Source organism: Dactylosporangium thailandense, assembly GCF_059739745.1.
The window spans coordinates 3,043,311-3,069,954 of record NZ_AP029195.1 but is presented as its reverse complement, the minus strand read 5'-3'; the positions used below and the strand labels follow the sequence as shown (position 1 = coordinate 3,069,954).

19 protein-coding genes are annotated in these 26,644 nt (G+C 71.6%); 1 reads left to right on the top strand and 18 read right to left on the bottom strand.

Translation table 11 applies throughout. The features are described from left to right. Positions 1 to 154: 154 nt before the first annotated feature. The 17 genes from AC6JBM_RS13810 to AC6JBM_RS13730 all read right to left on the bottom strand — a co-directional run bounded on the left by AC6JBM_RS13810 (position 155) and on the right by AC6JBM_RS13730 (position 23,567). The gene (locus AC6JBM_RS13810) at positions 155 to 382 is read right to left on the bottom strand and encodes a hypothetical protein (RefSeq protein ID WP_497984005.1); all 228 of its coding nucleotides are present in this window, start codon (positions 380 to 382) and stop codon (positions 155 to 157) included. Continuing rightward, a complete protein-coding gene (locus tag AC6JBM_RS13805; protein WP_497984004.1) occupies positions 379 to 870 on the bottom strand; it encodes a hypothetical protein in 492 nt (163 codons plus the stop codon). Before AC6JBM_RS13805 ends, AC6JBM_RS13810 begins: the two co-directional genes overlap by 4 nt. After that, complete coding sequence (locus AC6JBM_RS13800) at positions 867 to 2,681, bottom strand: hypothetical protein (protein WP_497984003.1); 1,815 nt, start codon at positions 2,679 to 2,681, stop codon at positions 867 to 869. The genes AC6JBM_RS13805 and AC6JBM_RS13800 overlap by 4 nt, the downstream gene beginning before the upstream one ends. Continuing rightward, positions 2,675 to 4,045: a lipopolysaccharide biosynthesis protein gene (locus AC6JBM_RS13795; RefSeq protein WP_497984002.1), complete on the bottom strand. Its 1,371-nt coding sequence runs from the start codon at positions 4,043 to 4,045 to the stop codon at positions 2,675 to 2,677. Before AC6JBM_RS13795 ends, AC6JBM_RS13800 begins: the two co-directional genes overlap by 7 nt. After that, positions 4,042 to 4,908: a polysaccharide deacetylase family protein gene (locus tag AC6JBM_RS13790; RefSeq protein WP_497984001.1), complete on the bottom strand. Its 867-nt coding sequence runs from the start codon at positions 4,906 to 4,908 to the stop codon at positions 4,042 to 4,044. The genes AC6JBM_RS13795 and AC6JBM_RS13790 overlap by 4 nt, the downstream gene beginning before the upstream one ends. Continuing rightward, a complete protein-coding gene (locus AC6JBM_RS13785) occupies positions 4,905 to 7,292 on the bottom strand; it encodes a glycosyltransferase (protein WP_497986452.1) in 2,388 nt (795 codons plus the stop codon). The genes AC6JBM_RS13790 and AC6JBM_RS13785 overlap by 4 nt, the downstream gene beginning before the upstream one ends. Next, on the bottom strand, positions 7,237 to 8,250 hold the full coding sequence (locus tag AC6JBM_RS13780; RefSeq protein ID WP_497984000.1) for a phosphotransferase family protein: 1,014 nt from the start codon (positions 8,248 to 8,250) through the stop codon (positions 7,237 to 7,239). Before AC6JBM_RS13780 ends, AC6JBM_RS13785 begins: the two co-directional genes overlap by 56 nt. Before the next feature lie 26 nt (positions 8,251 to 8,276). Beyond that, positions 8,277 to 9,578, bottom strand: a complete 1,302-nt coding sequence (locus tag AC6JBM_RS13775; protein WP_497983999.1) for a nucleoside/nucleotide kinase family protein — start codon at positions 9,576 to 9,578, stop codon at positions 8,277 to 8,279. Continuing rightward, positions 9,575 to 11,038, bottom strand: a complete 1,464-nt coding sequence (locus AC6JBM_RS13770) for a GH39 family glycosyl hydrolase (protein ID WP_497983998.1) — start codon at positions 11,036 to 11,038, stop codon at positions 9,575 to 9,577. The genes AC6JBM_RS13775 and AC6JBM_RS13770 overlap by 4 nt, the downstream gene beginning before the upstream one ends. Positions 11,039 to 11,102: 64 nt before the next feature. Beyond that, positions 11,103 to 12,143: a GNAT family N-acetyltransferase gene (locus AC6JBM_RS13765; protein WP_497983997.1), complete on the bottom strand. Its 1,041-nt coding sequence runs from the start codon at positions 12,141 to 12,143 to the stop codon at positions 11,103 to 11,105. Between the two features lie 121 nt (positions 12,144 to 12,264). After that, positions 12,265 to 13,197 (bottom strand): glycosyltransferase family 2 protein, encoded by a 933-nt coding sequence (locus tag AC6JBM_RS13760; RefSeq protein WP_497983996.1) that lies wholly within the window; start codon positions 13,195 to 13,197, stop codon positions 12,265 to 12,267. A gap of 464 nt (positions 13,198 to 13,661) precedes the next feature. Then, positions 13,662 to 15,899, bottom strand: a complete 2,238-nt coding sequence (locus tag AC6JBM_RS13755; RefSeq protein ID WP_497983995.1) for a hypothetical protein — start codon at positions 15,897 to 15,899, stop codon at positions 13,662 to 13,664. Positions 15,900 to 16,320: 421 nt separating this feature from the next. Next, positions 16,321 to 18,165: a sensor histidine kinase gene (locus AC6JBM_RS13750; RefSeq protein ID WP_497983994.1), complete on the bottom strand. Its 1,845-nt coding sequence runs from the start codon at positions 18,163 to 18,165 to the stop codon at positions 16,321 to 16,323. A 172-nt stretch (positions 18,166 to 18,337) separates the two neighbouring features. Next, positions 18,338 to 19,087, bottom strand: a complete 750-nt coding sequence (locus tag AC6JBM_RS13745; protein WP_497983993.1) for an ABC transporter ATP-binding protein — start codon at positions 19,085 to 19,087, stop codon at positions 18,338 to 18,340. A 1-nt stretch (position 19,088) separates the two neighbouring features. Continuing rightward, a complete protein-coding gene (locus AC6JBM_RS13740; protein WP_497983992.1) occupies positions 19,089 to 20,972 on the bottom strand; it encodes a dipeptide/oligopeptide/nickel ABC transporter permease/ATP-binding protein in 1,884 nt (627 codons plus the stop codon). Position 20,973: 1 nt separating this feature from the next. After that, the gene (locus AC6JBM_RS13735; protein ID WP_497983991.1) at positions 20,974 to 21,942 is read right to left on the bottom strand and encodes an ABC transporter permease; all 969 of its coding nucleotides are present in this window, start codon (positions 21,940 to 21,942) and stop codon (positions 20,974 to 20,976) included. A gap of 26 nt (positions 21,943 to 21,968) precedes the next feature. Then, positions 21,969 to 23,567, bottom strand: a complete 1,599-nt coding sequence (locus AC6JBM_RS13730; protein WP_497983990.1) for an ABC transporter substrate-binding protein — start codon at positions 23,565 to 23,567, stop codon at positions 21,969 to 21,971. A 230-nt stretch (positions 23,568 to 23,797) separates the two neighbouring features. On the opposite strand from AC6JBM_RS13730, the gene AC6JBM_RS13725 reads away from it, so the two are divergent. Further along, on the top strand, positions 23,798 to 25,435 hold the full coding sequence (locus AC6JBM_RS13725; RefSeq protein ID WP_497983989.1) for a DUF885 domain-containing protein: 1,638 nt from the start codon (positions 23,798 to 23,800) through the stop codon (positions 25,433 to 25,435). Here AC6JBM_RS13725 and AC6JBM_RS13720 read toward each other — a convergent pair. Next, a complete protein-coding gene (locus AC6JBM_RS13720) occupies positions 25,415 to 26,644 on the bottom strand; it encodes an amidase (RefSeq protein ID WP_497983988.1) in 1,230 nt (409 codons plus the stop codon). The genes AC6JBM_RS13725 and AC6JBM_RS13720 overlap by 21 nt on opposite strands.

The window sequence follows — 26,644 nt, the reverse complement described above, 5'->3', positions numbered from 1 at the left end:
ACGGCCACCATCGGCGGCACGCCGGAGTACTGAAGGATTTCCGGTCTCGGGCCGAATGGCAGATAGGATCCGTCATCGGAGAAGGCGTTGCGGGCCCTGCCCGAGCACCTGGAGAGCAAGCCGGCCCAAGACGAGCACTGATGGATCACGATCGCTAGCTGAGCCCGCGAAACCGTTGCAGCACCACGACGAGAAAGACGACGAGCAGCGGCGCGATCGCCATGTTGAGCACGCGAAGGGCCTTCTGGTTCGGCGACCGCAGAGCACCCTGCAGCACGACCCTGGCGACGAGCGTCCCGAACAGCAGGGTGAGCAGGACGGCGTGGACCCACGCCCAGGGGCCCGCGCCGATCCACAGCGATCTGACGAACAGGGGGCTCATGAGGAGTTCACGCTCCCGCGTCGCGTCGCGCGCCTGTTCCGGATCAGTTCGGTCAGCGCCGCGACCGATCCTACGGTCACGAGGGCACATAGCCCGAGCAGCGGTGACCAGCGCCGCAGCTGCACCATCGCCTGGGCGACGAGGGTGCCGAGCGCCAGGCTGAGCGCGACGCCGAGGACGAACTGCGTGAGGCGGCCCGGCAGACGGATCAGCCGCACGCAGGCCAGCCCCGGGACGACCGTGAGGTAGGCGAGCACGGCGACCGCTCGTACGGTGGCGGGTCCGCTCAGCAGGACGAGGGCGAGGACCCCAGCGCCGGCAAGCAGCGTCAGCAGCGGTGGCCAGACGTTGGGCGGCCGGGATCCGTCCGGCCATCGCCGCGTCGCGGCCCGGTGCTGGGGCATTCCGGTCGCCTGGCGCGGGCTGGGAATGCTCTTCCGCTCTGCCACGCTCGGCTTCGCCGCTCTCGGCTCGGTGGTGTCCGTCATCGGCTTGTGCCTCCCGCGGCGGCGAGGACGTAGATCCTCGCTTCAGGGGTGGCGTAGACCGGCCGGAACCGGCCGGAGCCGACAACCTCGCGTTCCATGCTTTCGCCCCAGCCCGCCGGTTTGCCGAGGAACGACTCGGCGAAGACGAACTGTCCCTTCGTGATGACCAGGTATGCACCATGCGGGTTGGCCCGCATGTCGTCCTCGATCTCGGACAGTGAGGCCGGCCCGAGGTCCTCGCCGAGGGGCACGTACCGGTACCGCTCGATGCTCTCCGCACGCCAGGGCACGTTCGACGTCAGCGAGACGAACGAGGTGCCCGCCGGCGCATTCGCATAGAGCCAGTCCACCGCCTGCGAATCGCCGGGGCGGACCTGTTCGAAGGCCTCGTTGCCGTACCGCGCGACAAGAAATGCGCCGATGAGCACGACGCTGAGCGCCCCGGTCAGAGCGGCGGCGAGGGCGCGACGCCGCCCCGGCCAGCCTGCCGTCGTCAGCGTGGCGACGAGGATCACCATGAACGGCAGGGCGAGGGCGTAGACACGAAGGAAGATCTCGCCGCCGTAGCTTTGCAGGGCCAGCAACAGGAACGGAGCGGCGGCGAGCGACATCAACGCGAGGTCCCCCCGCCCGCGCCGCATCCGGCGCCACGCAGCCACGGCCGCCAGACCCCAGACGGCCGCGGCGAGACCGAGCCGCGACAGCACCACGATCTGGTGGCCGGTGTCGCCCCGGACGCGCTGCACCGCTCCGCTGCTGACGGTACCGCCGACCTGGCCGACGGAGCCGAACATGTCGTGCAGGTGCCCCGACCAGTACGGGACCGTGCCGTAGCTGATGTAAGCGGTGACCACGACGCCCAGCAAGATCGGCAGTGTACGCATCGTGCAGCGTCCGGTCAGCACCAGCACGCCGGCGGAGACGACGATCGCGATCGGGGTGAGCTGGTGGCTCACGGTGCTGGCGGTGAAGATGACGAGGACCACGCCGATCAGGCCCGCCAGCGACGCCGGGCCCGCCGGATGCGGGTCCGGGGCAAGCCGCAGCGCCCTCGGCGGGAGCCGGAACGCGCGCAGGAGCCAGCCGGTGACCTGTCCGGGTGGCCGCGGCGGGGCATCCCGACGCCGGCCGAACCACGCCACCAGCACCAGCATCAGCACCAGGTAGAACAGGTAGTTCATCCCCTGCGGCCCGAAGTAGTCCTGCCCCACCCAGTTCGCCGGCACGAACAGCCAGACGGCCAGCCACGCCGTGCGCGCCCGCGACGACAGCTCCCGGGCCAGCCGGAAAACGGTCGCGCCGAACAGCAGGTTGAGGAAGACGGCGGTCCAGGCGAGCAGCGGCATGGCATTCGGCATCCCCGCCGCCCGGGTCGCCATCGCCACCAGGGCGAAGAACCCGGGCCAGTTGAATCGGGCGTCGAGATGCGGCAGCGTGTCGCCGGTCCGTGCGATGTAGTCGGCGAAGCCGACATGCAGCCAGCTGGGGATCATCCGCGGCAACGGCTCGACGACCGCCGCCGCGCCGTGCAGCAGGACGACGAGCACGACGACGTGCGCGGCGAGCAGCGGGCCCGCAGCGGGCCGGGGACGGAACACGGCGACGACGAAACTGGCGGTGAGCAACGCGAGCGCGACGTACAGTCCGGGTTGCAGCGCTGAGACGAGGCCGAGGGATCCGATGTCGGCGACGTCCGAGCCCCGCAGGGACAGGAGTCCGAGCCCGAGCGCGATCACGGGCGCGCACCACATGGGGACAGCTCGCAGATCGACGCGCACCCGGCGCTCCGGCACGGCCGCCGTGGTCAGCATGGCTCCCTCGCCGCTCTCGGTTTGCCCCACCCGAGTCGCAGCAGCGCCGGCAGGACGGCTCCCGCCACGATCAGCTGAGCGATCAGGTAGGCGACGCCGACCCCGGTCACCCCGAGTTCGTCCACGGTGAGAAGGGTCAGCGACAGCACCAGCGTGCTCGCCGCGGCATTGACCAGGATGATGCGCCCGATCCTGCGCTGCACCCTGGATGCGGCAACAAAGACGATCACCACCACCTTGGGTAGCACCGCTACGGCGAAGAGCCGCAGGGTGTTCGCGCCGGCTCCGGCGTACTGCTCACCGAACACCTTCAGCAGCAGCGGCGCCGTCGCGCAGAGCAGGGCGACCGCCGGCGTGAAGAGGAGCAGCGCCCTGCGCAGCATCTGCCGTGTGTACGCCGCGAGCCGGGACTCGTCGGCGGCGGCCTCCACGGTGAGCGAGGTGCCGAAGTGGTACGCCACGAGCTCCGCCGAGCTTCCGAGCAGCCACGCCACGTAGAACACGCCGTTGGCCTCCGCGCCCAGTTCGGCGGTCACGACCAGGGGCAGCGCGTTCGTGCCGGCCTGCATGAACAGGTACCCGACGTAGTCCAGCGCCACGAACCGGGCCAGGGCCCGGCGGCCGGGCAGGGCGGCCGCGTCGCCCCGCGCGTGCAGCCGGGGCAGCAGCCTGCGGAACACCAGCAGGTTGATGGGGACGAGCGCGGCCACGACCGCGAGATTCCAGGAGGCGAAGATCCCCAGGCCCGGTGCCGCACCGGCCAGCAGTACCAGCAAAGCGATCTTGAGGATGCCGAAAACCGCGTTCTCGGCCGGGACCCAGACGGCTCCCCGCAGCGCGGTCAGCACGCTGTCCTGCAGCGTGAAGACGCTCCAGCCGGCGACCGCCAGCGCAAAGCAGAGGGCGAGCAGCGGGGTGCGGTGCAGGAACTTGAACTGGCCGGCGACGAGGGGGGCGATCGCCAGGAAGGCGCCGCTGATGCCGAGGGCCACCAGGCAGCTGGTCCCGTAGGCGTAGCCGACCAGCCGGGTCCCCTGCCGGCCCGCGGCCGGCAGGAAGCGGGCGAGCGTCCCGTTCAGGTTGAGCTGGGACAGGTTGCTCAGGAACGTCATCGTCGACACCGTGGCGGCGCCGATTCCCAGCTGTGCCGGGGAGTACAGCCTCGCCGCGATCGCCCAGTACGCGACGCCCAGCAGCGAGCTGAGGACCGTGTTGACCATCAGCGCGTAGACGTTGCTGTTCAGCGGATTGCGCAGGTGGCGGCGCAGCCGCGTCGCGACCGGAGCGGTTTCGGCGACGAGGTCGAGGGCGGTCGTGCCGTCCGTGATCGCCGGATCGGCGATGCCGGAGTGCCGTCCGGTCATGACGCCACCTCCCGGCCGCGGTCAGGCGGCTCACCCCGGTCCGGCACGCGCGGTTGACCGGCGGCGGGGCGCGCCGCGTGGACGACCCGGCGGACCTGCCGGTACGCGCGCCAGCCCCGCGTCCGCAGGTGCTCGCCGCGCCAGGCCAGCGGCCGGCCACGCCCGTCGAGCAGCGCGTCGAGTGCCTCGGTGCCGGTGTCGCGCTCGATCAGGACCCGGGCGATGGCGAAGACGTCGTCTTCCTCGTGGCTCAGCGCGTTCTTCACGGCACAGGCCGCGGAGTAGCCGGCCGCCTGTACCGCGCGGCAGACGGCCGGGCTGTGGTAGCCGTACGGGTAGGCGAACGACGACACGGGCGCCTGGAGCCCGTCCTCGAGCTCCCGCCTGCTGTGCGCGATCTCCGAATCCAGCTCTCGGCGGCGTAGGCAGTCGAGCGCATGGTGCGTGCGGCTGTGCGACCCGATCTCCACCCCGTGCGCCCGCAGCTCTGCCAGCCCGTCCCAGTCGAGCGCCGGATCGCTGCCGGTCGTCGGCGGGGTCACGCCCAGCCGGGACGTGATGACGTACGCGGTCGCCGTGAGGTCGTACCGCCGCAGCACCGGCAGCGCGGCCTCGGCGAGGTCGGGGAACCCGTCGTCGAAGGTGATCAGCACCGGTCGCGGCGGCAGCGGTGCCACTCCACGCAGGGCGGCGGCATACCGGCTGACCGTCAACGGGGTGCACCCCCGCTGCCTGATCAGCGCCATCTGCTCGTCGAAGTCGCCGGGGGAAACCGACCATCGCAGTGTCCCGTCGCGGCGCTCGTCGCTGATGCTGTGATACCCGAGCACGGGCACGACCGTCCTCGGTCGCGCGGCGCTCATCGACGGCTCCGCCGCGAGCGGGCCGACCACGCGGCGGCGGCGTAGTAGGCCGGGCCCAGCGCCAGCCCGCACAGCTCCAGCGCGGTGAACGAGGTGGGGTAGCCGTCCCGCTTCCGCGCGTTCTTGCCGGACTGTGGCAGGAGGGCGTACGCCATGCCGCGCGGCAGCCGTCTCAGCAGGTCCACGCGGGCCGAGGCATCGGTGGCGACGCACTTGGCGAGCACCGCGCTGAGGCCGGTGCCGTACTGGTACACGGTGCGCCGCAACGCCCGGACCTCACGCCGATGCGTGTGCCACACGATCGCGCCCGGTTCGTACACCAGCGCGTGGCCGGCCAGCACCAGGCGCAGCAGCACGTCGATGTCCTCGCCGCTGGGCAGTCGCGGGTCGAAGCCGCCCAACCGGCGCAGCTGCGCGGCACGGAACGCCATGTTCGCCCCGGAGCCGTACGAGCCCGGGAGGTACGGGTAGAGCGAGCGGGGCGACGCGGAAACCCGGTGCACACGCTGCGCCTCGAGCGTCTCGAACCCGGTCCGGTCGAACCGCCGGCGCCGGCAGCCCTTGCCGTAACCGCCGTACTGCTCGATCCAGATCTGGGCCGGCGCCTCGAGCTCACGGGCGAGCACCTGTCCGGTCACTGCGGCGACGTCGGCGTCGGTGAAGCCGTCGACGAGGGCTCGCAGCCACCACCGGTCCACCATCACGTCGTCGTCCGCGAAGGCCACGATCTCACCCCGGGCCTCGGCGAGCCCCCGGTTGCGTGCGTGGGTGACGCCGGGTCGCGGTTCACGGGTGCAGCGGAACCGGGGATCGGCAACGGCCCGCCCCGCGACGATCCGTGCCGTGTCGGACCGCTGCGTGGCGTTGTCGACGACGACAATCTCGTACCGGGGGTAGTCCAGCGCGGCGAGCGAGTCGAGTGCCGCCTCGAACAGCGGTGTCCGTCCGCACGTCGGCACGATCACGCTGACGAACGGGCTGGGCTCCTGCGGTGGCCGCCGCAGTTGGCACGACATGCCACCGCCGACCGTTCCGGCCTCGCCGGACATGCTGGAGTCCGGCCGATCGAGCGGCGGCAGGCCGTCCTCCCGCAGGTGCTCGCCGATTTCGCCGCCGAGTCGTTCCCGGATCACCGAGGCCAGCGCCGGCGCGGTCAGGCCGCCGGGCGGCAGCGGGACGTCGAGCAGCCCCAGCGGCTGCCCGTGCAGCCGGACCAGGATCTGTGCCGCCGCGTACCGGCTCCCGTCCGGGCCGCCGTCGGGCACGGCGGGCAACCCGTCGGAGAGTTCGACCGTGAGCACGCGTATCGGTGCCGGCCCCGGCTTGCGCCGTTGCCGGGCGGGCTTGCCGGCGGCGTCCGAGGCGCGCATCGCCTGACCGGAGACGTAGCCGGAGGCGGTCACGAGCAGCCCGGCGACGATCGCCCCGGCCCGCAGCAGCCCGGCGCCGTCGCCGTCGCGGATCTGCCGCAGCCCGCGGCGCACCCCGTCCGGCAGCGCCTGGCGGGTGTACGCGCGCTCCGCGGAAAGTCCCGCGTCGCTGCCGACGAGGCGGGCGACCACCGCCTTGGACCGCCCTTCCGAGAAGCAACGCTGGCGGAAGTAGCGCCAAGTCGTCCGGTCCGTGGTCACCCGGTGCCGGACTCGCGCCGCCGGGTCGTACAGGACGATGCCGTCCGGGTGCTCGCGCCGGATGCGGATGCACAGTTCCGTTTCCTCACAGCCGACCGGCGTTCGCCCGATCCGTCCGAGCGCGGGATTGAAGCCGGCGATGCGGTCCAGAACGGTCCGGCGGAACGACATGTTGCACCCGATGACGTTGCGAACCGGGGAGACATCCGTCGGTTGCCCGGTGAAGCTGCACCCGACGACCCAGTCGAACTCGGGCGGCAGCCACCGCGGGCGCCGCTCCTCCCACGCCGGTAGGGCCCGCCCCCCGACGGCCAGCACCTGCTCCTCGCGGTAGTGCGGCACCAACCGGGCCAGCCAGTCCGGCTCGGCCTCCGCGTCGTCGTCGAGAAAGGCGACGATTTCCCCGCGCGCCTCGGCCACGCCGGTGTTGCGGGCCGCCGAGAGGCCTCGCGGGCCGTCGTTCGCCACGACCGTCACCCCGCGAAAGGTGCGCCGGACGCGTTCCAGCAGCGCGAGGTTGTGATCCACGACGAGGACGATCTGCGTTGCCGGGGTTTCCTGCGCCCGCACCGACTCGACCGCCCGCACGATCTGCGGCCAGCGCCGTTCGGTGTACACGCAGATGATGACGGTGACGGTGGGCGCCGCCGGCCCGGCAACGTCGACCGGCGATGCTGGGTCGCGGTCGCCGACCGGTTCAGATATTGGCAAGGACGCGTTCAACGTTGGCGCGAAGCCACCGTGGGTTGCCATGATCACCTTCCGAGTCGATAAACAGCAGGATGTGGCGCAGCCAGTACAGGAGCAGGGCCGCCCGCTGCGGGATCGCGTCCAGCCAGGCGCCGACCTCGGGGGCGGGAACGTTGAGCGTCTCGTCGATGCCGCGGCGCAGGGCGTGAACGACGATGTCGCCGAGCTCTTCGCCGACGGTGAGCCGCCGGGCGAGGACGTGCAGGTGCAGCAGGTCGTACAGGGGAAGCTGGCCCGGTGTGGCGCAGTCCCAGTCGACGACCCCGGTCAACCGCACGCCCGGCGGCGCGGCCAGCAGGTTGCCCGGCCAGAAGTCGCCGTGGATCCAGGACACGCGCACGGTCCGTCCGACAAGAACGGCGATCAGTTCCTCGCGCAGACGCCCGACCACATCGACGACCCGGGCGGGCTGGGACAGCGTGAGCGCGAACTGCTCGAGCCGCCTCAGCGGTGCGTCCACCCACCCCCACACGGTGGGCCGGTCGAGTGCGGTCTGTTCCCCGGTTCGGGCGTGCAGGTCACCGATCAGCCTGGTGGCGGCGCGCAGGAGCATGGTTCGGCAGGCCCGCCGTACCATCAGCGCCGTCGCGGAAACCCCCGGCAGCGCCTCCTCCACGCAGTAGTAACGCCCCTCGATCGTCGCTTGGTCGAGGCAGCGGGGCAGCACGGGACGCAAGTCGGGCAGCCGCGGGTCCTGCTGAAGGGTCGCGAGCACCGTCGCCTGACGCCGCAGGCTGTCGGCGCCGGCGGCGGTCCACGGAACCTTGACCACGTACCGGTCGGGCGATCCGGAGCGGATGACCGTGGCGACCGCGACGGAGGTGCTGGTGAAGCTGACGCTCTCGGTCCGCCAGCCGGTGTTCCGTGTCCCCGTCGCGCCGGCGACCAGCCGCGGTGCGACCGCGGCGGTCCAGCGCCGCTCCTCCCGGTACAGCCAGCCGGCGAGGCGGTCGCGCAGCACCGGCCGGGCCTTCTGCAGCGTGGCCCTCACCGGGCCGCCCGCCTCGCGTAGTACTGCCAGATGCGCGCGATCGCGTCGGCGAGCACCAGCTCTGGCGGTCGGTCGGCGTCCAGGCGCTGCAGGTGCGGAATCCGCCGGCTCAGCCGGTGGTAATGCTCCCGCTCGGCCTCCAGGTGTGAGGGGTCGTACTCGCCGGACCGCAGGTGCATGACGCCACCCGGCACGTCCAGCAGCAGGACCAGGTTCGGCGCCGGGCAGAGCCGGCTCAGCAGCAGGAAGTATGGCCGTTTGAGCCACACCAGCGGCCCGCGTGGCGGCAGCAGCGCGTCGTAGACGTACCGGTCGAATACCACGACCCGCCCGAGCATCCGGTGGCGCAGTGCGGTCAGGTAGCGACGCCATACGGTGAAGGGGCGCTGCAGGATGCGCAGCCCGTGCGCGGCCACGCCGACCGGCGCCTCGTTCGACGGCCACAGTCCCATGTAGACGCGGCGCACCGGGAAGTAGAACGCCGACTGGATGCCCGTGGCGAGCGTCGACTTCCCCGAACCGTCGGGGCCGAGCAGCGCGACGCCGATCCCCCGTCTGCTCCAGGCCTGCAGCGGCCGCTCCACGAGCCGCAGCGCGGCCGAGGCGACGAGCTGGCGGGCCACGCTGACCGGGCGGGTCCGCCGCCAGGCGGCAAGCAGGGCGGGGCGCCGGGCGGCGAGGGCGTCCCGTCGTCCCGCCCGCCAATCGTGCAGCAGGGCTCGCGCGATGCCGGCCGGCATCGCGCGTGCCAGCGGGCCGTCGAGCGACGCCGCGTGGTCCAGCTCGTCCAGCCGGCGCACGTGGCGTGCCGCGAAGGCGCCCTTGTCGAGGACGCAGTGCAGCAGCAGCGCCCAGAACTCGTCGCCGGGCGCGAGCACCCACACGCCGTCCTGCCGCCGGCGCCGGGCCAGGCACTCGTCGGTGGCGTCCGTACGCACCTCGAAATGGCGGCCGTAGGCGATCTCGGTCACGAGATCGAACTCGACCCAGGTGCTGGTGAACGCGTCGAGACCGAGGTAGAAGCGGTGGGTTCCCCGGCCGTGACTGCGCAGCCGGATCAGCCCGTGCGCCTCGATGACGGCCGCGGCCCGGGAGCGGTCGGCCGCCGCGACGAGGATGTCCAGGTCGTCCCCGGCGGTGAGCCCGTCGGGGCCGCCGCGCAGCAGGCACCACCGGACGCCCGCATCGTCGAGCCCGGCCAGCACAGTACGGGCGAGCCCGAGTTCGGCTACAGCGGGTTCCGGCCACCGATGCGGATCTCCCTGTACCGTCCGATCGGTCGTGTCGTCGCTTGTCATCGAGTGCTCTCCGACGGTCGTGTGGTTGCGGCTGCGGGGAGGAGGCACGGATCCGCCGGTCCCGTTGCCGGCGAGGGCTGGGCGGCCAGGGCGAAGTCCGCCGGCCGGTCGGTCCGCAGGGGGATGTACCGCACCTGGTACGGATCCAGCCACAACGACCGCCCCTGCACCGTGACCTCGACCCGGCCGGCGCCGAGGTGGACGAGCAGCAGCGCCGTTCGGCCGCGAACCAGTCCCAGCTCCGGCGTCGGCCACGTCACGGCGTTGTCCCCGGCCCGGTCCGCGAGCACCTGCTGCAGCCGCGCGACCGCCTCGGCGTACGCGAGGGGACGGCCGCCGTCCGAGCGGCCGGTCGCGCTCCACAGCGCCGGCGAGTCCGCCTCGCGTTGGTCGCCGTCGCGTTGCGGTTGCCAGATGAGTGCCACGGCGGCCTGCTGATCGACCATGTGCAGCAGGGAACCGACGGCCCGGGCGACCAGTTTCGCCTGGCCGTCCACAGTGGCCTGGCCGACGTGGAACTCGCTCCACCACACCGGCAGCGACGTCCGCTGCCGCAGCCATCGGGTCAGGGCACCGAACAGCGCGCTGCTCGTACTGGTCGCGGCGATCCGGCCGCCGTCACGGGTCGCTGAACCGGCGTCGACCGCGACGAAGTCCGCGCCGTGCTTGTGCTGCAGCCAGTAGTCGAGCACGTCGAGGCTGCGCTGGTCGATCGTGCCGCAGGCGCCGGCCAGGTCGGACGGGTGACCGCCGGCGTTACGGCTCGCCCAGAGGTCGAGCACGACGTACGGCCCACCGACGGCGACATTGCGGTCGACCGCCTTCAAGGCGTCGTACACCGCGTTGTAGAGCTTCGTGTACGCCTCGTAGTCCCACCGGTTCCGGGTTTTGTCCCAGAAGCCCTTCAACTCGTTCCATACCTGAAAATGCCGCACATCGGGATACCGGCGGGCGACTGCCGCAGCGAGCGCGGCGAAGTCGGCGTAGTGCTGCGGCTGGGGCGCCACCTCCAACTGGTCCCAGTCGGTCTGCCCGGGGCGACCGCCCTTCATCCAGTCAGGGGCGCAGCACAGTGTGATCACAGGGGTGCCGCCGGTCGACCTGATGAGCTTCATCCGGCGGTCGAGCGATGACCAGTCGAACGTTCCCGGGCTCGGCTCGGGGTTGCCGGCCCCCCAGCCGTAGATGTGCTGGTTCTGGTAGGACGCCGTGGCGGTCAGGACGGCCTGCGCCGACGCGGAGGCCGTAGGGTTGCCCCAGTCGTCGATCGAGTTCTGGGTGTGGGTGACGCCCACGGCCAGGGTGCCCGGGTCGGGACGGTGGATCTTCGGCGCGGACCAGTCGTAGCCGACGGGGTCGGCGGGGTCCGACGGGACGGGCAGCGGGTCCGGCGCGTGTCTCCGGCCGGTGCTCCAGGCGACGATCAGCAGCGCGGAGACCAGCGACATCGTGATCAGCACGACCAGGACGCGACGGCGTCCGGCGCGGGGTTTCGGCAACCGCGATGATCTGCGGAACACGGGCCTACCCACGCCCTCTCACGCGCCGTAGCGTCGCGCCGGCCAGGCCACGCGCACGACGCGCCAGCGAGCCCATGGGGATTCGATCGAGCCGGTAGCCGGCGTAATGCTGTTCAGCGGCGCCGAAGCGGCTCTTGAAGAGCGCCAGCGACGAGCCGGGGGCGGAGTCGCCCAGGTGGTAGGACACGCACCCGGCCTCGGCCGCGTCCTCGATGGCGGTGCGGTGCAGCAGGTAGGTGGCGTACGTGGGGCCGACGAGCTCCTCGTCCATCGCGCCCCGCCACATGCACGCCACCGCGTGGCCGAGCAGTACGACGATCGCGGCGGCCGGCCGCCCGTCGACGAACGCGGCGTAGATCCGGCAGCGCGGACCGAGGACCTGGGCGACCGTAGGCAGCTTGTGCGGCGGCTCCAGGCGTGCCGCCCGCCAGCGCGCCAGCCGGAGCGGTACGCCGTCCTGGTGTGCCCACCGGTCGACGGATCTGGCGTACAACTCCTGCACGACCGGGACGAGCCGGCCGGTGTCGTCCCGCTCGACAACGACGTTGGCGCGTTCCGCTCGCCGGACCCGGTTACGGGTGTCACTGCGGAACCGAGTCCGCCAGACCTCGTCGAAGCCACCGGCGAGGGAGAGCGTCTGCGCCATGCGCGGCTCGCGCTGAACCCAGGGCGGACAGCCTTGCTCCCAGGATTCCACGGTCGAAGGGTCGGGGCGGAGCGAGACACTGACCGTGCGTCGCGCGGCAAGGTCGGCCACGACCATGCGTACGTCCTCCGGCCGGACGGTACCGCCCTCGCCGAGCAGACCGGCCGCTCCCCAACCGACCGGAAGCGAGGATTCCAGCGCGATCAACGGGGCGACGAGTGTGCGGCGCACCAACGGCAGCACCAGCCGCCGGCCGTCCGGGCTGTGGTAGAGCCGCGAGGCGTTCGTGTACCCGTCGACCGCGCAGACGCACTCCAGCCATTCCGGGGACTGTGTCGGCAGCGCCCGCGGGGCGGAGGCAAGCACCTCCTTCCACACGTCGACCGGTGCGGGGCTCATCACAGACGGCGCGCTCGTGCCGGCGGCCTGCCCCGGCCGGGGCCGCAGGCCAGGACCCGCGCTCACGGCGCCGCGCACAGCGCACCCGTCGAGTCCTCGGCGGACGAGCCCGCGTAGCCGGTCACGGCCGGACCTCCTCGGTGAGCGCCGCGACGTCGGGCAGGTCGACGGTCTGCGACTGCCAGGTGTGCAGGACCCGGTGGTCGATCGGGTCCACGACCGGCCGCGGCCGCCGCACGATCCGCTCCCGGATCAGCGTGCGGAGCACCCGCTGGCCGTCGCGGAACGTGTGGAGGTTCGAGGTACCGCACCGTCTCGGCAGTTCGGTGCTCGGCACCTCGGCGATGCGCAGGCCCGCCTTCAAGGCGTGCACGACGAGTTCGGTTTCGATCTCGAAGCCGTGCGCCGTGAGGGCGAGCGCCGGCAGGCACTCACGACGGAACGAGCAGAACCCGTAGCACAGATCGGTAAAGCGGACCAGGAACATGCTGTTCGTCATCCGGACGAGCATCTGGTTGCCGAACCGCCGGAGCGCGGTCAGATCCGTCGAGCCGCCGGCGGTAAGGAACCGGGAGCCCTTCACGAAGTCGTACCCGTTCATCAGCGGCGTGACGTACCGGTGGATCTCGCTGGGGTCCATGCTGCCGTCCGCGTCGATCATCACGATGAGGTCGCCGCTCGCCGCGGCGAAGGCGACCCGCGCCGCGTCTCCCTTGCCCCGGCAGTGCTGGGACAGCATCACGATGTCGGGCCGGACGGCGCGCGCGACCTCTACCGTGCGGTCGGATGAGTGCCCGTCGACGAGGACCACTTCGTCCACAATGGATGGCATCCGGTTGAGCACCCAGGCGATGTTCCTCTCCTCGTTCAGCGTGGGGATCACCACGCTCACGGTCTGCCGCCCCGGAACCCCGCTGATGGGTTCGGCCGGTATGTGGTCGGTCCAGTCCCGCATTCGCGGGAGGCGCATCGATGACTCGTCGTCCCGGTCCGGCTCGGGGGACGCGCCGACGGCGGAATCCAGGGCATTGTGGATGTCGCCGGAACCCGTCATCGATTCCCCCCGATGACGCGGACCGCTCGGTTGCTTCCCAGCACGCCATTGGTCGTTCGCGTTTCACCCGGACCGAAACGTGGAATAGTTTTCATCAAGCCCCTCCCCCGATGGGCGCCCGAAACGATTGCATCGGTACGCAGGGCCGAGATGGCCGCTGCGCCCTTGTTCGAACGCGACGTTAACAGCCGGTGAACGCCCGTAGTCGCGACATCGGCGACGTCGCTGGCCGTATCACCCGGGATCGCGAGCGACTGGACAGTCCTATGTGGACTTTTGCCCGACCGAGATGCTCTCGACGCCGTAGGCCTGGCCACGGTGATCAGGTTTCACCGCACGCGCCCCGGGCGAGAAGACGGGTGAGAAGGCGGCCGAGCGGGAGTAAGCCCGCGCAGCCGGGAAAAGCGACGGATGACCGTGCCTTAATCAGGTCCTGCGTCGGCTCACCGGGCTGCCCTCATTGATCACCCCAGCGAGATGTCCGCGTGCCAGTACCGCTGGGTCGTGTCGTTGCTGGTCATGATGACCAGGCCGGTTGCGCTGGTGACCGGCTGCTTGCTCGAGGTCACGTTGTTCAGGTGCGGCGACACCGCGTCTCTGATGACTGGCGTGCCCCGGCCCAGCGGGAAGGAGACGCTGCCCATCGGGGAGCTCTTCATGAAGATCGTCCCGTCGGACCCTGAAAAGGGACACCCGCTGTCCGGCGCGGTCATGAACACGTAGATGACCTGGTGCTCGGAGTCGAGCATGACGACCGGCCGGGTGTGGCAGTCGCTGAGGCGGCCGACCGGATAGCTCGCCCAGCCACCGGTCGAGGGGTCCCGCACCAGGAGCATGATCTGCGGATCGGACCCCGAGCCGCCGACGTCGTCCAAGCTGGTCTTGACCGCTGCGTAGACGCGCCCGGACCGATCGGCCTTGAGGTTGATGTGGTCGTCGGCCCAACCCGAACCGCCGAGCACCGTGGTGGTCGCCGACCACGTTGCCGCCGCCGCACCGTCTGCGTGGGTGGCGAAGTACATCGCCGAATCGGCCTGGTTGCTCCACATCACGCCGACCTTGTCGCCCATGGCGACGATGGACGAGATGTCGTCGGGGTCCAGCGACGATGCGCCGGTGACCGGGAGCACGAAGGGCGTGCCCCACGTCGTGTCGCCGCCCGTCGTGGAGTTCGCGTAGACCTTCGAACCCTGGGTCCAGGTCGCCCACAGCGCGCCGGTGGAGTCCTTGTCGATGGTCAGCGTCTCGCTGGAGTAGTTGTCGATCTGGACCGGAAATCCGGTGTTCAGGGTGTACGTCCTCGTCGCAGGCGTGTAACTGTAGCGGTACAGCCGCGCTGGGTTGCCGGACGTGGCCCCGCTGGACGAACTGGCCTTCACATGGGAGGCGACATAGAGGTGGGTACCGTCCCACAGGGTGTCGGAGTGCGTCGCCGCCCGGTTGTCAGTCTGCGTTCCGGTGTCGATCCAGGTCTCCGTCGAGCGATCCAGCCGGAAGATGTGGTGGGTCTGGCTGATTGTGTCGTAGAGCGTTGCCCACCAGACGCCGTCGTTCCACCACAGCTTGCTCTCCGGCTTCTCGCCGGTCGCGGCCGCTCCCGATGTCGACGGCCCGACATAACCGATGCTGCCCGCAGTGCTGGTGGTGAAGGTAGCGTCGGAGCCGTTGCTGGTGCCTGCCGAGTTGGTCGCGACAAGCCTGTAGTGGTACATCGTGGAGGCAGTCAGACCGCTGAGACCGGCCTGCAGCTGAGTCCCGGTCGTGCCGGACCCGGCCGAGCCGTCCGGTGAGGGCGCCCGGGTGCCGTAGGACGTGGTAGTGCCGTACTCGAAGTGATACGTGGTGCTCAACCCATTGGGGTTGATGGTGCCGGCGATGGTCGCGGCAGTGCTGGTGACGCCCGTAGCGCCGCCGGTGGTCACCGTCGGACGCCCCGGCTGCGGCGCCTGACCGCTCGGCTTGATGTTCCCGGCGAAACTCACCTGCACCGACGTGCCGCCCGACTCAGTACTCGAGTAGGTGATCGGGCTACCGGTGGCGATGACACCGTTCGAGTCGTTGGTCTCGAGTACGGCCTGGGCCGATGCGGCGGCTCTGGTTTCGGAGCGTTCGGTCAGTCCCGCTCCCGGCGTCCAGGTCTCGGAGGCGCGGGAGGCGAAGGCGGCGAAGCCCCAACTGCCTGCCACCGTGGGCGTGAAGGCCGGGGCAGTGTGGGTGGTGGTATTGGTCCCGCCGGGTTCCGCTTTGTAGCCGTACCTCTCGAACGGATAGACGCCGTTCGTCGCGTTGATCGTGGTGTCGGCGCCGGAGTACGCCAGCACCGAGATCACCATGCCGGCCGGGGCGCTCGCGAATCCCCACGTGCCGGACTCCGCTCCCCCCACCGCCGCCTTCACGACCAGCGCCAGGTGCGAGCCGGTGGTGATCGAGACATCGAACAGCTCGCCCGGAATCTTGGTCCAGCCACTCGGCGCCGTGTTGGCGATGTCAGTCAACCCCGGAGTCTTGTACGACAACGACGCGACGAGGAGGTCGCCGGCCACCGCCGCGCTGGGAGTACTGAACGACTTGGAGACAACGCTGCCGGTGCTGTCGGTGGTGTTGACCGGCATGCCGCGCAAGGCCACGTTCGCGGCATCGACTGCCGCAACCGTCAAGGCGGCGGCGTGCGCGACCTCCAAGCTCGCGATGTTGCCGACCACGACAACCACCGCGGCCGTGGCGACACGTCTCCAGCCAAGTCCCATCACTGCGGGCCCCGGACCGATGTGCCCGCGCGGGCTCGTGCTCCGGCGCCTCGGCCACGATCACCGCCGCTGGGGCGCATCACCGTTGCCCGCTGACTCGGCAATTCGCGGGATGCCGTGCGCGTGTCCATGGCGCCTCCATGCGACGAGGCCTCAGGCGACTAACGCGGCCACATCGCTCGAACGAGGCGTTCCTGCGCATCACAAGGTGACGTGAGAAGCGCGTCCAAACACCTGCGGACGCATTGACGCCCAAGTATGCACCCGCCCGGCCCGTCCCGGTAGCAAAGTGTCGCTGACGTGACATGCCGTTTCCAGGGGCGGCACAGGTGGATCGTCGCGCCCCACCGTGAGCCGATCTTCCTGGTGAGATCGCTTACTCAGGAGCAGTGCAGGGCATGGACGTGGTCGGGATGGCGGCCAGCAGCCGGGTGCCGCCGCCGGCGGGGCTGGTGATGGTGAGGTGTCCGCCGAGTGCCTCGACGCGATCCCGGAGGCCGGTGAGGCCGGTCCCTCGGCGCAGGTCGGCGCCTCCGATGCCGTCGTCGTGGATCGACAGGTGCAGGACGTCGTTCCGGGATGTCGCCTGGACGTGCACGACTGTGGCGCGGGCGTGTTTGGCCGCGTTGGTCAGCGCTTCGGAGACGACGTAATACGCGGCCATCTCGACCACCGGCGGCATGCGCCGGCTGGTGTGGAGGTCGAGGTCGACCGGTACCGGCGATCTACGAGCGAGTGCTTTGAGCGCGGTCGGCAGGCCGCCTGAAACGAGCAGCGTCGGATGGATGCCCCGTGAGATCTCGCGCAGGCTGTCCATGGCACTGTTCAGACCGCACAGGGCGCGGGCCAGTTGCGCCTTGGCCTGCCGCATCTCCGGCGGCAGGTCGGCCTGGGTGGCACCAAGCTGCATCGCGACGGCGAGGAAGTGCTGCATGGCGCCGTCGTGCAGGTCGCGCTCGATGCGCTGCCGGGCCTGGTCCGCGGCGGCTACGAGCCGGGCCCGGGACGCGGCGAGCTCGGCCTTGCTGTCGGCGTTGGCGATGGCGGTGGCGGCGAGGTCGGTGAAGTCCGCGACGCGTGCCTCGGTGTCGGCCGGCAGAGGCTCGGGCCGGGCCCACGCAACGCCTGCCGCGCCCCACAGCCGCCCGTCAACCACGATCGGCACCCCGACCACGGAACGGATGCCCAGCTCACGGGCGAACGCGGCGAAAGCGCCGGCCGCGTCCTCGAAGTTGTCCACCCTGGCGGCGCGCCCTGTGTCGTGCACCTTGACCAGGACGTTCTCGCCTTCGATCGGCCAGCGCTCCTGGTCGGTGTTCTCGTCAGTAAGGTTGGTCGCGACAACGCTCGCCATGCCGTCGGGCTCATAGCGACACAGCCACGTGCTGTATTCACGCAGCAGTCCGTGCAGCTCGGTGGTGATCGCCCGGAAGACCTCGGACGGAGGACTGCCGTGGGCCACGAGCTTCGCCACTCGCCCCAACGCCGCTTGTTCGGCGGCGAGCCGGCGCAACTGCTCCCGGCTTGATTCCAGCGAGTCCAGCACGCCCGCACGTTCCCGGCCGGCGCGCAGCAGCGACGCCAGACACGGCACGACGCACTCCCGCAGCCGCCGCGTCGTCCGCTTCGGCACGCCGACCGGCACCACCAGGGTCCCGAACTGGGCAGTGCCGGAGCACAGCGGAAACGCCGCGTGCCGGTCATCGGCAGGGACGGCCGCGAGGTGGATCGCGGCGTCCGGCAGTTCGAGGGATCGCGCAATGCACCGTGCGACAGCCGGCAGCGCCGGTTGCAGGTCGTCGGCGTGCATCAGTAACCGGGCCATCTCAGCGGTGAGCTCAGTATCCTGGGCTTTGGCGGCGCGCAGCCGGTACAGGTCCGCCACCGCGCTCATAGGCACCACGACGAGGAGCAGGACCGCCACCTCGACGACCTGCCGCATGTCCGAGACGGCGAACGTCCCGACGGGCTCAACGTGGAAGAAGACGAACGCCAGCGTGCTGGCCACCGCGGTGGCCAGCCCGAGCCACGTACCCCACACCACTGAGGCGACCAGCACGCCGAGGACGTAGATCAGGCCCGGGATGTACGGTGGCATGACCTGCCGGAGCGGATAGACCAGCAGGGTCTCGACCATGATCAGCAGGGCGGCGACCGAGATCCCCAACCCACGGGGCGGGGGTGTCGGCCGCACCAGCCGGGACGGCGAACCGACATGCACTGACAAAATTCTAGCCCGGCCGCGGCGCGCCGGGTGCTTGCGACCAGGCGAATCGCGCCGAGGACCGGACACAGTTCGAGCCGCCCGTGCCACAGCCCGGTTCATCTCAGGTCGCAAGGTCGCCTCGCCGGCTCCGTAGCCGGCCACGTGTCACTCCTCCGGCGCACGTTCGCTATGAGCGGCTACTGCCCGTCGTCATGGTCGGGACGGCTTCGAGGAGCTGCTTGGTGTACGGGTGCGTGGAACGCTCGATGACGTCCTCCGTCGTACCGTGCTCGACGAGCCGGCCGGACTTCATGACCGCGATCGAGTCGGCCATGTAGCGGACCACGGCGAGGTTGTGGGAGATGAACAGGATCCCGACGCCGGTCCGGGTCTGGATCTCCTTGAGCAGGTTGAGCACGGCACCCTGGACCGAGACGTCGAGCGCCGACGTGATCTCGTCGGCGATCAGGACCTCGGGCTCGGCGGCAAGGGCGCGCGCGATGGCGACGCGCTGCCGCTGCCCGCCGGAGAGCTGCCGGGGTCGTTTGTGAACGTCGCCGGGATCGAGCCGGACCATCTCGAGCAGGTCGGTGACCCTGGCCGGCCGATCCCGCCGCCCGCTCGCCCGGGGCAGGCCCTCGGCGATCGACGCGCCGACGCTCATCCGCGGGTTGAGGGACGCGTACGGGTCCTGGAACACGTACTGCAACGGCGGGCGGCCGCGCGGGTCGAGCGCCGCCCCCTTCCAGAGGATCGTGCCCGAGGCGAGCGGCGCGAGGCCGACCGCCGCCCGGGCGAGGGTCGACTTGCCGGACCCCGACTCACCGACGAGCCCGACGATCGAGCCGGCCGCCACGGTCAGGCTGACCCCGTCGACGGCCGTCACGGCGCCCTGACCGTGGCCGTACCGGATGACGATGTCGCGGAGCTCGAGCATGTCACGCCTCGCTTTCCAGGACCGGCAGCAGCGGATGCCAGCAGGCGACGGCGCCGCCACCGCCCGAGTCGGCCAGTTCGGGACGCTCCTGCCGGCACCGGTCGTCCGCCCGGCCGCACCGAGGCGCGAACGCACATCCCGGCGGCAGGTCAGAGGCGTGCGGCGGGCGGCCGGGAATGTTCGCGAGCGGCCGCGACCGGTCCGTCGACATGTCCGGGATGCTCGCGATCAACGCGCGGGTGTACGGATGCGCGGCCTCGGCGAGCCCGCTGACCGGCAGCTCCTCGACCACCCGGCCGGCGTACATGACCAGGACCCGGGACGCGTTCTCAGCCACCACCGCGATGTCGTGGCTGATCAGCAGGACGGCGGCGTCGGTCTCCCGGGAGATGCGCCGCAGCAGGCCGAGCACCTCCTTCTGGACGGTCACGTCGAGCGCGGTGGTCGGCTCGTCCGCGACGATCAGCGCCGGCTGGGCCATGAGGCCCATCGCGATCGACGCGCGCTGGCGCATGCCGCCGGAGAACGCCATCGGGTACTGCTTCGCCCGCGCCTCCGGGTCGGTGATCAGCACCGCGCTGAGGCGATCGACGGCTCGCCGCCACGCGTCCCGGCGGCCGAGGCGTTCGTGGGTCTCCGCGACCTCGGCGAGCTGGCGGCCGACCTTGAGGGTCGGGTTCAGCGACGACATCGGGTCCTGGAACACCATCGCGAGCGAGGTTCCGAGCAGCCGCTCGCGGTCGCGGGGGCGCATCCGGCGCAGCTCGTTGCCCTTGATCCGATGCACGTCGGCCTCGGCGACATTCGGGTACGAGGTGAGCTGCGCGGCCGCCATGGCGGTGAGGCTCTTGCCCGATCCCGACTCGCCGACCAGCCCGACGATCTCGCCGCGGCGCAGGCGCATGCTGACGTCGACGACCGGGGCGAACGGCGCGGTCTCGCCGGGCACGGTGACGGTCAGGCGCTCGAGCTGGAGCACCTCGTCGCCCGGTGGCGGCGTCTCGGCCGGGGCCGGCTCCCGGCGCGGGAACCTGAGGGACGGCAGCCGGAGGTGACCGTGCTGGCTGCCGCCGAGGACCTGGGTCAGCAGCTCGCCGGCGAGGACGAACGCGAGACCCGCGACGACGATCATGATCGACGGCGCGAGCGCGGCCGCCGGGTTGGTGTAGATGGCCGGCAGCCCGTCGGCGAGCATGCGTCCCCAGTCGTACTGCGGTGGTTGCACGCCGAAGCCGATGTAGGACAGCGCCGAGATGCTGAGCAGCGCCGCACCGACCTGGCTGGTCGCGTTGACGACGAGGGGCTCGGAGATGTTCGGCACGACGTGGCGGGTCAGGATCCGCCACCGCGGGACCCGCAGCAGTCGCGCGGCGGAGACGTAGTCGGCGTTCGCGACGCCGCTCGCGGTGGTGTGGGTCAGCCGCGCGAACGACGGCGCGAAGGCGATCGCCATCGACAGCACCGCGCCGCGCGCCCCCACTCCGAAGATCATGGCGAGGAACAGGGCGAGCAGCAGCCCGGGGAAGGCGACCATCAGGTTCAGGCCGGCGACCACCGCTCGGCCGGCGCGCCGGCCGAGCACGACGGGGACGGTGCCGATGATCAGGCCGCAGGCCACGCCGATGCCGACGACGAGCACGGCGAGCACGAGGGACAGCCGGGTGGCCACCAGCGTCCGCGCGAGGACGTCGCGGCCGAGGGCGTCGGTGCCGAACGGGTGCGCCGCCGACGGTCCCGCCTGCAGCGCGCCGCCCGCGATCTGCGTGGCCCGGTCGCCGAACAGCGACGGCGCCACGACGGCGGTCGCGATCAGGAGCAGCAGCAGGACGACCGTGACCACGCCGAGCGGTGAGGACAGGTGATGGCGGGCACGCGACCGGGACACGTCAGCTCTCCTTGATCGTCGAGCGCGGGTCGATGACGGCGATCACGATGTCGACCGCGAGGTTGATCAGCAGGATGCCGGCGCCGAAGAAGAGCGCGACCGCCTGGACGACCGGGTAGTCCTTGGCGAGCACCGAGTGCACGAGCTCGGCGCCGACGCCGGGCCAGGCGAACACGTTCTCCACAAGTACCGTGCCGGCCACCATCGACGCGAGGATCATGCCGGAGACGGTCAGGGTCGGGGTCAGCGTGTTCGGCAGCGCGTGGCGCAGGTAGATCAGCCGGGCCGGGAGGCGCTTCGCGCGCGCCGCCCGGATGTAGTCCTCGCCGAGCACCCGCTGGGTCTCGGCCCGCACGATCCGTGCCAGGTAGGCGGCCGGCCCCACGACGAGGGCGGTCACCGGCAGCACGAAGGACTCGGGACCGGACAGGCCCGCGACCGGCAGTGCCTTGAGGGAGACGGCGAAGACGAACACGAGTCCGACCGCCACCAGATAGTCCGGCACGGAGAGCGCGAGCCCGGTCACGCCGCCGAAGCCGAAATGCAGGCCGCGGCCCCGGCCGTCCCGGGTGGCGATACCGAGGAGCAGGCCCACCGGTATCGCCACCGCGAGGCAGACCACGAACGCGGTCAGGCCGAGCTGGAGGGTCGCGGGCACCAACTGCGCCATCCTCTCCAGCACCGGCGTCTGGGTGTCCAGGGAAGTGCCGAGGTCGAGGTGGAGGAGGTTCCAGAGGTAGTCCAGGTACTGCCGCCACAGCGGCTCGTCGAGCCCGAGACGCTCCCGGGTGGCCGCGACGGTCTCCGGCGGCGCCATGAGGCCCAGGGCTGCGCGGACCGGGTCGCCCGGCAGCGCGTGGACCATGGCGAACGACGCGGTGACGACGACCGCCAGCGAGACCACGAACCTCCCCAGCCTGCGGATCAGGAAGACCAGCCACGGGTGTCTGGTGCGCAACGACGACCTCACAGAACCTCCCATCCTCCCCGCCGGGCCTAGCGCAGAACCCGCAGCGAGGTGGGCTCCAGCACGCGGGCGACGACGTCGAACTTCGCCCCGTTGCCCCAGTAGAGGTAGGGCGTGACGGCGATCGGCGTGATGTCCGCGTTCTTGATCAGGGCGCCCTCGCCCGCGTTCCAGTCGGCGCAGCCGCCGGTGCCGGACTTCGCCTGCGCCGCCTTGATCGAGCTGTCGTAGACGTCGTTGTGCATCGAGCCGTAGTTGACGCCGCCCTGCGCGGGGGTCGCGCCGGAGAAGAACGGCACGAGCGTGGCCGGGTTGGACACGCCGAGGCTGATGAGGGTCGCGGTCCACGGGCCCTTACCGCCGAAGACGACCTCGGACCGCGCGTTGAACGACTGGCCCTTGAGGTCCACCTTGACGCCCAGCGCCGTCCACTTCTGGCCGATGTACTCGGCCGTCGCGGCGGTCGTGGTGTCCTCGTTGTCGTAGACGAACGCGACCTCGAGCGGCTTGCCGTCCTTGGCCCGGGTGCCTCCGCCGGCGGCCGTCCAGCCGGCCTGGTCGAGCAGCGCGGCCGCGGCGGACGCGTCGTACGCCGGCTTGTTCGGAGCGACGGTGTCACCGCTGCAGATCTTCGGGTCGGTCAGCAGGCCGTTGGCCTGCTGGCCGAGGCCGCCGGTGGAGACCTGGGCGAGTTCCTTCATGTCGAGGGCGCCGACGAGCGCGCGCCGGACGTTGACGTCGGCGGTCGGCAGGCCGGCGGCCTGGTTGAAGGTGAGCTCGTCGTCGATGATGCTGGCGCCGTCCGAGAACACCTTGGCGGCCTTGAGCCGCTGGGTGTCGGCACCGGACAGGTACGAGATGTTGACGCCCTTGCTCAGCAGGAGGTTGGCCGTCGTGGTCGCGCTCGTCACGACCTTGAAGGTCACCTTCGCCGGCAGACCCTTCTCGGCGGTCGAGGCGCCGTTCGGCCCCCACGCGTACCCGTCGCGGCGGGTGTACGTGTACTGGTTGCCGGCCTGCACGCCGGAGAGGACGAACGGACCGGAGCCGGCCGAGGCGGCCTTCAGGGTATCGCGGTTCTTGATGGCGCCCGAGCAGACCAACGGCAGCTCGGCCAGGTTCTGGAAGAAGAAGGGTGCGCCCGCGGTGAGCTTGACCGCGACGGTGCCGGCGGCCTTGTCGGCCGTTGCCGTGGCGTCGGCGGGGACGGCGGCGCCGCGCATGGGCGAGCCGTTGGCCTTGGTGGCCACGTAGTTGATGTTGTCGGCCACCGTCTGCGCGTCCATCGGCGAGCCGTCCGAGCAGGTGACGCCCTCGCGGACGGTCAGCGTGTAGGAGGTACCGTCGCCGGTCCACGACTTGACGACGCCGGGCGCCACCTCGCCGGAGTCCAGCAGCTTGACGGGCGTGTCGTAGGCGAAGACGGCCATCATCTTGTTGATGCCGTTGACCGAGCGCTGCGGGTCGAGCGCACCGGGGTCGCTGTCGATCGCGATGGTGAGCGAGCCGCCGTCGGCGTAGTCGTCGCCGGAGGAGCTGCCGGTGCTGCCCCCGTTGGAGCAGGCAGCCAGCGCGACCGTGGAACACAGTACGGAAACCGAGACGCGAAACGGGCGATTATGGACCATTGGCGTGTGACTTCCTCTGCGGCCGGCGGGACGAGCCAGCTCGGCGCCGGGTGATGTAACCCACGATTGAAGCCACGGCGCGGCGGTGATTCTTGTCCAGGCCCACAAAGGTGCCCGTGCTCGATCGTGGCCAGACCCAAGCCCCACGGTCGCCCCTCACTTTAACGTCGTTCGTCAGACCGTACGCGACCAGGTGAAACATTGGTCAATTGACGGAGGGGCCCGGGTTGGTGGACATCGAAAGCCTCGGCAAGCGGTACCAGGAGCTGCGCTACCGCACGGCGCCCACCTGGGCGCACCTGATCGGTGAGTACTCGGTGGCAGGGCACTTCGAGGACGTCAGCGCGACGGCCGAGGCGGCCCAGCTCGGCGAGCTACGCGAGGTGGCGCGGGCCGCTGCCGCGCTGGCCCGTACGCCGGACGGCACGCCCGCGTCGCTGGACGGCGCGGTCCTCGCCTGGCACGCCGCGACCAGCGCCGACGTGCTCGGACATCGGTTCGCCGAGCTCGACGTCGACCCGCTCTTCGGGCCGGTGGCGCAGTTCCCGGGCCGGATCGCCAAGCTGGCGCTGCCGTCCGCCGAGGTGGCCGGCGCCCTGCCGGAGAAGTACCACGGCTTCGCGCGCAATCTCCGCGACCGGCTGGAGCGTCTCGCCGCCGGCCGCGCGGCCGGCCGTTCCCCGGTCGCCTTCGCGGTGGCCGACACCGTGGACGGGGCGCGCAGGTGGCTGCGCACCCCGCTCGACGACGACCCGCTGCTGGCCGTCGACCGCTCCGCACGCACGGATCGCCTGCGCGCGGCGGTCGGCGAGGTGGTGCGCCCCGCGCTGGCCGACTATGCCGACGCGCTGGCGCGGGAGGTCGCGCCGTCCGCGCGGCCCGACGAGCGGTGCGGGCTGTGCTGGCTCGACGACGGCGAGGGGGTGTACGCCACCCTGGTCCGCTCGCACACCACCACCGACCTGCACCCCGACCGCATCCACCAGCTCGGGCTCGCCCAGGTCGCGGCCCTGGAGGAGGAGTACGCCGCCCTCGGCCGGGAGGTCTTCGGCACCTCGGACGTGCCCGCCGTCATGGCCCGGATGCGCGACGACCCGGCCCTGCACTTCGACGACGCCGCCGGCCTCGTGCGCGCCGCGGAGGTCGCCGTGGCCCGGGCGAGCGACCGTGCCCGGGACTGGTTCGGGCGGCTGCCGCGCGCCGCGTGCGCGGTCGAGGCGGCGACGAGCGGCTCGCTCGGCCAGTACATGGTCGCGCCGAAGGACGGCTCGCGGGGCGGGACGTTCGTCGTCAACGTCTCCGATCCGCGGGCCTGGGCCCGGTACGAGGTCGAGGCCCTCGCCTTCCACGAGGGCGTGCCCGGGCACCACCTGCAGATGGGCCTCGCCGCCGAGCTCACCGAGCTGCCGGAGTTCCGCCGCACCACCACGGTCACCGGCTTCCTCGAGGGCTGGGGGCTGTACGCCGAACGGCTCGCCGACGAGATGGGCCTCTACAGCGGCCCGCTGGACCGGCTGGGCATGCTGTCGTTCGACTCGCTGCGGGCCTGCCGCCTGGTCATCGACACCGGCCTGCACGCCAAGGGCTGGAGCCGGCAGCGGGCCAAGCGTTTCCTCGCCGAGCACTCGCCGCTGAGCCCGGGGCACGTGGACGCGGAGGTCGACCGGTACATCGTGACGCCGGGCCAGGCCCTGGCCTACCTGGTCGGCCGGCTCGAGATCGTGCGGATCCGGCGGGAGGCGGCGCACCGGCAGGGTGCCGGCTTCGACCTGGTCCGCTTCCACGACGTGGTGCTCGGCGCCGGGCAGCTGCCATTGCCCTTGCTGGAGGCGCACGTCGCCGCGGCGCTACCAGGCGTCGTCGGGTAGCGCGCCGGGCGGGCGGCGGCGGTGCCAGTCGCTGACCGCCTGCACGGCTTCGCCCACGACGAGCAGGGCCCGGTCGGCGCCCCGCCGGCCGACCAGCTGTGCGCCGACCGGCAGCCCGACCGGCGAGGGCGACACCGGCAGGCCGAGGACGGGCAGGCCGGTGAGCGACCAGCAGCCGGTGAGCTGGTTGATCCGGCGGCTGACGAGGGTGAGGTCGCCGTCCCCGGCGACGGGCGCGACGAAGGGCGTGGCCGGCACGGCGATGACGTCGGCCTCGGCGAGCACCTCGCTGACCCGGGCCCGCCAGGCGAAGGCCACCGCGAGCGCGTTCTCGATCTCCTCGGTGGTGACCCGGCGGCCCGCGTCGATGCGCCCCTTGATCCCGGCGGAGACGCGGGCGTCGTGCCAGTACGGCCAGAGGTGGCGGATCGCCTCGGAGTTCTGCAGCGCGGCCATCGCCTGGTGCACCCGATCGACGTCGCGCAGGGCCACCCGCCGGACCTTCGCGCCGTGCGCGCCCAGCAGGTCGAGCAGGTCGCGGAAGCCGTCGGCGACCGCGGGCTGCAGGTCGTCGAGGAAGTACTGCTCGGGCACGGCCACGGTCAGGCTGGACAGCTCACACGGCGGAAGCGGCCGCGACCCCGTGCCGGCCATGACCTCCAGGGCGACACGGGCCTCGGCGGCGCTGCGCGCGAGCGGCCCGACGACGTCCATGCTGGGACTCAGCGGCGTGACGCCCAGCGTCGGCACCAGCCCGTGGCTCGGGCGCAGCGTGGTCACTCCGCAGAACGCGGCCGGGTTGCGCAGCGAGCCGCCGGTGTCCGTGCCGATCGCGAGCCGGACCAGGCCCGCGGCGACCGCGACGGCCGACCCGCCGCTCGAGCCGCCGGGGATCCGGTCCGGGTCCCACGGGTTGCGGCAGGCGCCCCACGTGTCGTTCTGCGTGGTCGCGCCGAAGCTGATCTCCTCGAGATTCGCCTTGGCGACGATCCGCGCGCCGGCGGCCCGCAGCCGGCGCACCACCTCCGCGTCGGTCACCGCCACGGGCGGATGCGGTCCGCGAAGCCCGTCGGTGCGCACCGTCCCGGCGACGTCCATGTTGTCCTTGACCGCGACGGTCCAGCCCGCCAGCGGGCCGTTCTGCTCGGCCGCGATGCCGTCCTCGACCAGCTGAGTGAAGGCGTTCAGCCGGGCAGCGAGCGCCCCCAC